Source organism: Halococcus sp. AFM35 (genome assembly GCF_051195015.1).
GTDB lineage: Archaea > Halobacteriota > Halobacteria > Halobacteriales > Halococcaceae > Halococcus.
In genome coordinates, this window is record NZ_JBNTJU010000049.1 from 1 (window position 1) to 9,458 (window position 9,458).

Sequence of the window (9,458 nt, forward strand, 5' to 3'; positions counted from 1 at the left end):
GTTGGTGTCGTGTTGCTCGCGGGGATCATCACTCCAGAGTGGGCGTGGGACCCTGGGAATCTCGAAGCGACGTTTCATGCCCCGCTGGTCATGGGTTCGATGGTCGCGCTGTCGAGCTTGCTGGTCACGTGGGCGGGCGCGAAGGCGAGCGTTGGGTTCGGTAGTCGCGGACGACAGAGCGGTGCGTACCTCTTGATGGGGCTGAACGCGCTGGCGATGGTCGCGGTCATGGCTGCGCTGGTGGCGTTCGTCGCTATCAAAGGCGCTTCGAAGGCTTTGCAAGGAATTAAGGCGGGATTGGGAGTCGGGCCGGAAATCTTCGGGGTGGCGCTGCCCATCGACTGGCCGTTCGTGATGAACGTCTCGCAGGGTATCTACGTGGATATTCCGGGCGTGCTACCGGCGATCATGGGCACGGTCTGGATCGTCATCGGCACAGTCCTATTCGCGGTGCCGCTTGGCGTTGGAGCGGCAGTATTCCTCACCGAATACGCCGAACAGGGCCGGTTCACTCGTATCGTGGAAATCACGACGAACGGCCTCTGGAGCACGCCGAGTATTGTCTTCGGGCTGTTCGGCGCTGCCTTTCTGGTGCCGCGTTTCGGCAACACAAATTCGCTGCTGTCGGGTATCCTCGTACTCGGATTCATGCTATTACCACTGGTACTCATCACGAGCCGTGAAGCACTCCAGAGCGTTCCCGATGAATATCGTGATGCGAGCGCGGCGCTCGGGGTGAGCCAGTGGGAGACCATCAGGAGCGTCGTCATGCCGGCGGCGTTGCCCGGGGTCATCACGGGTATCATTCTCGGAGTAGGTCGCATTGCGGGTGAGACTGCACCACTGTTGCTCGTGATGGCCGGGTCGCCGTTTCCGAGCAGTACACCCGGTGTGTTCTCGTCGTTCGAGTTCAGCGCGACGCCACCTTTTGTAACCAATGACGCGCTGCTGACCGCCGCCAGCGCGCTCCCCTATCAGCTGTACGCAACCATCTCCGCGGGTGTCGGTGCACAGGACGCACAAGCGTTCGGCTGGGGGACAGCGCTTGTTCTGCTGTTGGTCGTCTTATCGTTCTATGCGGTCGGCATCGCGCTGCGCAAGTACTTCAGAGGGAAGCTCCACCATGAGTGAGCAAAACAGCAACCCAGATCATCGGATGGCCACTACCCAGACCACCACAGAGTCAGCAGTCGAGAATCAAACGACGAGTGTACGGACATCTGCCGGTGAAAGCGACGAGCAGAGTCGAGACGAATGGACCGACTACCGTTTCACTGGTCAGACAGCAATCGAAACTGAAAACCTCGATGTCTTCTACGGCGACGAACAGGCGCTCTCGGGGATCAACCTCGACATCCCCGCCGAGAGCGTCACCGCGCTCATCGGTCCTTCCGGATGTGGAAAATCAACCTTTCTCCGGTGTCTAAACAGGATGAACGACCGCATCAAGAGCGCGCGTGTCGAGGGCAACGTCGCGCTCGGCGGGCAGGAAATCTACGGCGACGGCACCGACCTCGTCGAACTCAGAAAGCGCGTCGGGATGGTGTTCCAGCAGCCCAACCCGTTCCCGAAGTCCATCCGGGAGAACGTCTCCTACGGCCCGCGCAAACACGGCGACATCGAGACTGGGCTGCTCGCGCGGCTGTTCGGCCACGAGGACGGGGAGGGCGAGGACGCACTTGTTGAGCAGTCGCTCCGACAGGCCGCCCTCTGGGAGGAGGTCAACGACCGCCTCGATGACAACGCGCTCGGTCTCTCGGGCGGCCAACAACAGCGCCTCTGTATCGCGCGCTGTCTTGCCGTCGATCCCGAGGTCATTTTGATGGATGAACCCGCGAGCGCGCTCGACCCTATCGCCACTGCAAAAATTGAGGATCTCATCGCAGATCTCGCCGAAGAATATACGGTTGTCATCGTCACGCACAACATGCAGCAGGCCGCTCGGATTTCGGATCAGACGGCGGTCTTCCTGACCGGCGGTGAACTCGTTGAGTACGACGATACCAACGAGATCTTCGAGAATCCCGAAAGCCAGCGCGTCGAGGACTACATCACTGGTAAGTTCGGATAATGATAGCCAAGACATCATCGCACGGCTCCTTCGAGACGTCCAGTTTGTCGCAGCTGCGGCATCGTCACCTGAGCAGTATCCGCGACGGAGGAGTCCAATGAACGCTTCGAGCAATTCGAACACATCCGGGGAAACGCGAAAAGTGCAGCTAACCGGCGGGTCAACATACACCATCTCACTACCAAAGCAATGGGCTAGCGAACACGGTGTCGAGGCAGGGCGGGAGCTGCATCTCCACGCAAATGGTGATGGGTCCCTGACCGTCCGTGCAACCAGCCCACAGGAGACCGGAACGACGACCGCACGCGTCACAGCCGATGGGTATACCGAGGATGACCTCCGACGGACAGTGCAAGCGCTCTATGGTGTGGGATTGGACGAGTTTACGCTCACAACCAAGAGCACGTTTTCGACCGCCCAACGTCGAGCTGCGACTCGTGCCGCAACGAAGCTGATCGGTCCGGAGGCGCTCGAAGAGACAGAAACGAGCATCGTCTTCCGAAATCTAGTCGATACCAGCGACGAATCGATTCGGCAGTCAGTATTGCAGCTTGAATACGTGACAATATGGATGCATCGCAACGCCGTCTTAGCACTGGCGAACGCTGACGCTGACCGAGCCGAGCGCGTTATCGAGCGCGACAAGGAAGCAGACCGTCTGTTCGGACTAGTGCACCGTTGTTTCCAGAAATCTCTCACTAGTTTGCAGGAAATCGAGCAGTTGAATCTTGACCGACCCACGATATTCAGCTATTATACGACCGCCCGCCAACTGGAACGGGTCGCCGACCATGCCGAGAAAATAGCCACAACCGCATTGCGGGTCGAGGACCCCTCTGCGGTCGATGGGGTCGACGAACTCGTCTCGCTTGCCGACCAGTCCCGAGAAATCGTGGTTGATGCGGCAAGCGTTCTCCTCGGTAGTGGATCGGTCGATCAAGCCTATACAGCGTTCCACACACGTGATGAGCTACTTGAAGCGGTCGAGTCTCTCGATCGCCGGCTCTACAACGGTTCATCATCCGATACGTACCTCCTCGCGCTTGTGCTCGATAGCGTGCGCCGGACGGCGGAGTACGGAGGAAACATCGCCGAAGCAATGATTCAGGCATCCATTCGAGAAGATAAGAAGCAGTCGTAACTGCGCGACTACAGCATTCAGAGCGTACTGAGCTGTCGTGGTTCGCTTCCGCTCCGACTCGCATATTGATCCGTGACATCAGTAGCAGTATAGACCACCAGCCGGCTCTCGGCATCGTACGCGAGCAGACCAGCGGTAGAGAGAACGGGAATGTCGAGATGATGAAGTCGAATCGCCATCCGTTCGGTAGCGTCGGCTTCAACAGCATCAATCGAGAGGTCGTTTCGTGCGGCCACAGTGTGAGTTGCAAGCGTCCGTAGCTCGACAGGATAAATAAATCGTTCGAGGCATCGGAGTGCAGCACGTCGTCGGACGTTCGACACTGGAATCTGTCTCCCACGAGTGGAGGTCCACTCACTATTCATCCCGAACAACTGCCGATCAGCAATTGTAGCCATCAAATCTCTCACACTCCATCTGTATTACTCGGTAGAAGCGGCATGAGACGTTCGTATGGAATTTCTATAGAGGGTATAGCCATCAATTGGACAGCTCACAAACCATTTTCATTTCAGAACGAACCCTTCCAGTATATACTCAAACACAGTCTATGTACGGAGAGTACAACAAGTTCACCCTTGTCTTTGCGCTTGATGCTAGATAGTTTCAGTAGGCGCCAAACGCTCGAAACGCTCGCGCTGCTTGCCGTTGGAGCGAACGCTGGAAGCGGTGTCGTTGCAGGCAAACCGGGCAATGGTCATGACCACGGGCCGAATGAGCCGACACTCAACCGATTTGCCACCACTGTTGCCAGTGCGGAGTTCACTGGACTCTTCGTGACTGATGACGGCCAGCTGTTCTTCAACGTGCAGCATCCCTCGCCACCGGCCGAAGAGCAATACCTCCCGGGTGCGGTTGGAGCAGTAACTGGAGTAGACGTAACCGATCTTCCCGAGGATTTCGAAAGCGTTCAGCCACCGGAAGGTCCTGCAACCGAAGTGAGAACCGCCGCGGGCAGTTATCAGGTGTTTGCAGAAGGTGGCAACCAAACAGCAAACGAGGAACTGCTTGGGGTTCCCTATTCGGCTACCGGCGAGCCGATGTCAAACGGGGGAAATCCGGATTTCAACGGATTCGTCCCTTCAGACGGATCGAGTGACGAGGGCTATGTATTCACCAACTGGGAGACGACACCCGGAATGGTCAGCCGCCTCCACATCCGTCAATCAAGCGACACCGGCGAGTGGACGGTACTCGAAAAACGCAATCTGAATTTCCGCCCGGTCGAGGGAACGTGGACCAACTGTTTCGGGACGGTTTCACCATGGGGCACACCACTCACCTCCGAAGAATACGAACCTAACGCGGAGGACTGGTTTACCTCGGGTGGAAGCGGCGCTGGACGGATGTCGACATACCTAGGCAAACCCGCAAACGCCTATCGCTACGGTTATATCGTCGAAATCGAGAAACCACAGTCGGACGACCCAGTGCCGGAAAAACGGTATGTGATGGGGCGGTTCTCCCACGAGAACTCCGTGGTGATGCCCGACGAGCAGACTGTCTATCTCAGCGATGACGGCACTGGCACGGTGTTCTTCAAGCTTGTCGCCGACGAGCCGGGCGACCTCACTGCCGGCACGCTGTATGCCGCACGGGCAAAGCAATCACGTGGGGATGACCCCGCAGAGGTCGGGTTCAAACTCGACTGGATCGAACTCGCACACGCCACTAACGAACAAGTCCTCTCGTGGATCGAAGAGTACGACGGTCAAGAACCCTCGCCGAACGCGGACTACGTCACTGACGAGGAGGTTCAAGCGTGGGCGAACGGCAACGCGTCAGACGACCGTGCGGCGTTCCTCGAATCGCGGAAGGCTGCGGCAGCAGTCGGTGCGACCGACGAGTTCCGCAAGATGGAGGGTGTCAACATCAAAAAGGGCGCTGGCCCGGGTGATTTCCTTTACATGGCGATGTCGGAGATCAACCAGACGATGTCTGACGAGGAGGGTGACATCAGGCTCGAAGGCGAAGACTACGGAGCAGTCTATCGGATGCGACTCGACGGTAATTATGATGTCCACCAAATGGAGCCAGTCGTGGTGGGCGGTGAGCACGCGAATATCTGTGGCGGCTGTCCGTACGATGCGGACCCGAACTCGAAGAGCACAGTCTGTCAGGACTGTGCGTTCAATCCGAACGAAGAGCACGGCTCCGAATCCAGTTCTTCCAATAAGTCAGAGAGCAACGCGAAAGGGGTGCAGAAGGCGGCGAACACGATGAAAGGGCTGGCCGGGAAGGGAATGAAGCGACTCGCGGCGTCATCATCGTCCGTTGACTCCGAAAACACGATCGCCAACCCGGACAACCTCGTCGTGATGCCCGATGGCCGCGTCATCATCGGCGAGGACAGTGGAATTCACGAGCCGGATATGCTTTGGATGTACTCGCCAAGCCCTGGAAAGTCATAACAGAGAAACTGCACCCCCGCTCGTTGACAGTCAAAGGGTGTCCTCAATTCGAATGATGCTCTCTTGATGTTGTTCGTGAATTGAATGCGAGTACGCTCAGACGAGCGCATTCAGCTCACAGTTCCGCGGGCTCGTCTTGATGTGTAATGTTCACAATAGGAAGATAGTCGGTGAACGTCAAATCAACTGCAGTATGGTGATTCATTAGAGCCAATTCTTGTAAATTAACTTCTTTTCCAATAACCTGCTTCTATATCTCTCTATAGCGGACATTACTCTCATACAATCTACCCAGAATAAAATTATTCTCCGCTCCATCGCACTGGGAAGTGTAGCACCCGATGTCAAAAACAGACCGATCCACTACGAAACGACGCGGCTTCCTCCGTACGCTCGGTGGGGTAGCCACGCTCGGTAGCGCCGGTATCGCACTCAGTGACCGCGCGGAAGCAGCCAGTCAAGCCAAAGGTCGCTTCCAAGGCGACCCGTTCACGCTGGGAGTTGCTTCGGGCGACCCGCTCCCGGATTCAGTCGTCCTTTGGACCAGGCTCGCACCCCAACCGCTCGAACCCAGTGGTGGAATGCCCGACCAGCCCGTTCCGGTCCTGTATGAGGTTGCCACTGATGAGGAGATGAGCAACGTCGTCAAGCGGGACGTAACGTTCGCCAGCCCTGACTGGGCACACTCGGTCCACGTCGATGTCGAAGGACTCGACGCAAACACCGAGTACTACTATCAGTTCCAAGCTGGAAACGAATACAGTTCTGTTGGACAGACAAAAACGGCACCCGCACCCGGAACCAGCCCCGACAGCTTCAGTTTCGCGTTCGCGTCGTGTCAATCGTGGCCCACCGGCTATTACACCGCTTACGACCATATGGTCGAGGACGATCTGGACTTAGTGATTCACCTTGGTGACTATCTCTACGAATATCCCATTCCACCCAGTGCTGGCGAGCGGAACACCGAGATCCCCCGCCGGTTCAATACCGAGATGAACACACTCGAACAGTATCGGCTTCGCCACGCCCTCTACAAAACTGATTCCAACCTTCAAGCTGCCCACGCTGCATTCCCGTGGATCGTTACGTGGGACGATCACGAGGTCGAGAACAACTACGCCGACGAGGTTTCAGAGAACAACGTCCCACCTGAGAACTTCTTAGAGCGGCGGGCGAACGCCTACAAAGCGTACTTCGAGCATATGCCGCTGCGTCCCTCGCGGATGCCTTCGGGACCGGACCTGCCACTGTACCGACGGTTCACATTTGGCGATCTCGCGGAGTTCAACGTCCTCGATACTCGCCAGTACCGCTCCGACCAAGTATATTCTGCTGAGAAAGCCAAAGGTTCCGACCGGACACTACTCGGTGACGAACAGGAGGATTGGTTGATCGACGGTCTCGCCAATTCTTCGTCACAATGGAACGTACTCGCTCAACAGGTCCCGTTCTCGGCGACGGATGAAGACCTCAACCCGGATGTAGAAAACTTCGGTGCGGGCGACAAGTGGGATAGCTACCGAGCCGATCGTGATACAGTCCGCGATTTCATGGCCCAGCAGTCGAAGCTGAATCCCGTCGTGATCACCGGCGATGTCCACCGCAACTATGTCTACAACATCAAAGCCGACTTCTCGAATCCCGATTCGGCAACAGTCGGTACCGAGTACGTCGGCACCTCAATCACTTCCTCCGGTGATGGCTCCGGAATAACCGACTACGGTGGCACCGAAAACGAACCATGGCGGCGGTTTTACAACGACAATCGGGGGTACGTACGCTGTACGCTCACCCCAGAACGGTGGCAGACTGATTATCGCGTGGTCTCGGCAGTCACACAGCCGAACGCATCAGCAACGACCATCGCATCGTTTGCGACCAAATCCGGCAATCCCGGCGCAACACTGGTCTCCGAACACCCCGAGGAGGAACCCATCGAAATCAGCGAAATTCAAGCGAATGCGCCAGGCAATGATGGCGAGAATCCCAACGGGGAGTTCGCTACACTACGAAACATCGGCGAGAGCGCAATCGACATGTCAGGGTTCATCCTCAGCTTCGAGGGAGGAAGCGGACAGAGCTACACGTTCGGCGAATTCACGCTCGAAGCGGGTAAGACGGTCACTATTCGGAACGGAAGCGGCGAAAATGCCGATTCAACTATCTATACCGGACTCCCTTCAACCCTGAACAACGGTAGTCCAGACTTAGTGGTCATCGCTAACGACGAAGGAGTTATTCTCGATCAGGAGTCGTATCAAGCAAGCTGAGATCACGTTCGCTCTTCGATATGCGTGTGGCATGGCTGGCGATAGAGGTGTGGTGCCTTCTCGCTGGTGAGCCAGCACTTCTAGAACTGTAGTCGATCGATGCGGCCGCTGCGCATTGGTGTCGCCTTTGCTCAGATGACTACGGCGCCAAAATCACCCATCCAACCAAATCAGGAAATCAGCTTGAGAGCGGCTGAAAACTCAGTCTTGATCGTCGAATGAATCCTATGTTCGCCATGACCGCTGATATCAGGAACACAGCCTCATCTATATATAAATAAATATATTACAAACATCATATTCAACCAGAGCAGGAGCTAACCTACAAACAGAACTCAGAAGGAACCATGTCAGCCTGTCCAATCTGTAAGACCACCGAGAACGTGCGACCAAGTTGGACGACCAGTTACCAAAGACGCTGTAGTGAGTGTGGAGTCCTATTCAACGAAACAGGAGGGAAAGCAGTATTTTAGCAATATATCAAAATCAGAAGAAATCGATTCGAATTGCGGAAGCACACTACAAAGGGCAATACCGAGCGTCATAATTCTTGCTGGATGTCAAATCCTGTATTTATAATACTTGCATCATACATAAAGATTATAACAACGGTGTTGATACCGAGATCTCAAGTATTGTGCAGTTTATCCGTCCTTAGCTCTCTAATCGCAAGTACATATGTGAACATGACCCTGCTGTAGCTGAGCTCAGTTTGGCACGATTCGGTTGTGAGGTGCGCTCTTCCCACAAAGTCGTATAGCCATCTCGCTACACCCATATACTTACGTCTGCCCACCACTAATCCGCCGGATATGGCTTCCCGCCGCTGGCTGTACTTCGGCGGATTCGTCATCACCACAGTACTACTAGTCGGTGCCAGTCTATTGGGCATACTAGAAGGCCTGTCAGCGTTCTCTACCGGGGTTCCTGCCAACGAAGAGTTCATTCTCCTCGAATTGCTTGGAGCAGCTGCTGAATGGGTTGTAGCCGTGCTTGCCCTTGGAATCGTTGCACTGCTGTTTCTTACTGCGACGGTAGTGTCTGTCCTCCGAAGCGCATCGCTCCCCCGCAACGACCGGTTGGTTTCTATCGTCGAGCGAGTTGAACGTCGATACCCGACTCTCCGTCGCTTCGGTGCCGCTCAAAGGTTCCAACCAACGATGGAAGACCGCCAACAACAACTCAGAGAGCAGTACGTTCAGGGTGAAATCAGTGAAGCCGAGTTCGAACGTGAAATGGCGCAGGTAATGGACGAAACACCGGATGAGCCACCCCAGTCGGCAACTGAGAAAAATGTCGAACTCGATGACTACCCAAGGTAACCAATCCACTGCAAACTGATTCTGCACCACGTTCAGAGCGTCTGCTTACGTGGAAAAGTGAGGTCGCAAGGCTATGCTACAATCCAAAAGCTGGCAGCGGCCACTATAACGGCGAACAGGCGGTGGTGCAGAAGTCTTCACAAGGAATACGGTAGGACGGATTTGATGTGTCCAGCAAGTCCGTCCTACCGGATAATGCGACGGTCGAACAGGTTTTCAAAGCATTGGAGACCGAGACGG

Annotated in this window: 7 protein-coding genes; 6 read left to right on the plus strand and 1 reads right to left on the minus strand. The window is 55.8% G+C overall.

Annotation, left to right across the window (positions count from 1 at the left end):
• From pstA to ACQUQO_RS17180, 3 genes are all read left to right on the plus strand, one after another.
• Positions 1–1,131 (plus strand): phosphate ABC transporter permease PstA (gene pstA / locus ACQUQO_RS17170; RefSeq protein WP_435079710.1); only part of this gene is annotated, 1,131 nt, incomplete at its 5' end.
• A gap of 25 nt (positions 1,132–1,156) precedes the next feature.
• A complete protein-coding gene (gene pstB, locus ACQUQO_RS17175) occupies positions 1,157–2,071 on the plus strand; it encodes a phosphate ABC transporter ATP-binding protein PstB (protein WP_435079721.1) in 915 nt (304 codons plus the stop codon).
• Between the two features lie 97 nt (positions 2,072–2,168).
• The gene (locus tag ACQUQO_RS17180; protein ID WP_435079712.1) at positions 2,169–3,212 is read left to right on the plus strand and encodes a PhoU domain-containing protein; all 1,044 of its coding nucleotides are present in this window, start codon (positions 2,169–2,171) and stop codon (positions 3,210–3,212) included.
• Between the two features lie 17 nt (positions 3,213–3,229).
• On the opposite strand, the gene ACQUQO_RS17185 is transcribed toward ACQUQO_RS17180, so the two are convergent.
• Entirely contained in the window at positions 3,230–3,610 is a 381-nt protein-coding gene (locus ACQUQO_RS17185) for a DUF7344 domain-containing protein (RefSeq protein WP_435079713.1), read from the minus strand.
• Positions 3,611–3,805: 195 nt separating this feature from the next.
• On the opposite strand from ACQUQO_RS17185, the gene ACQUQO_RS17190 reads away from it, so the two are divergent.
• The 3 genes from ACQUQO_RS17190 (at position 3,806) to ACQUQO_RS17200 (ending at position 9,218) form a co-directional block, all read left to right on the plus strand.
• Entirely contained in the window at positions 3,806–5,623 is a 1,818-nt protein-coding gene (locus tag ACQUQO_RS17190) for an alkaline phosphatase PhoX (protein WP_435079715.1), read from the plus strand.
• Positions 5,624–5,964: 341 nt separating this feature from the next.
• A complete protein-coding gene (locus tag ACQUQO_RS17195; protein WP_435079717.1) occupies positions 5,965–7,896 on the plus strand; it encodes an alkaline phosphatase D family protein in 1,932 nt (643 codons plus the stop codon).
• Between the two features lie 812 nt (positions 7,897–8,708).
• Positions 8,709–9,218 carry an SHOCT domain-containing protein gene (locus tag ACQUQO_RS17200; RefSeq protein ID WP_435079719.1) on the plus strand — a complete coding sequence of 170 codons (510 nt, stop codon included), beginning with the start codon at positions 8,709–8,711 and terminating at the stop codon, positions 9,216–9,218.
• The last annotated feature ends 240 nt before the right edge of the window (positions 9,219–9,458 follow it).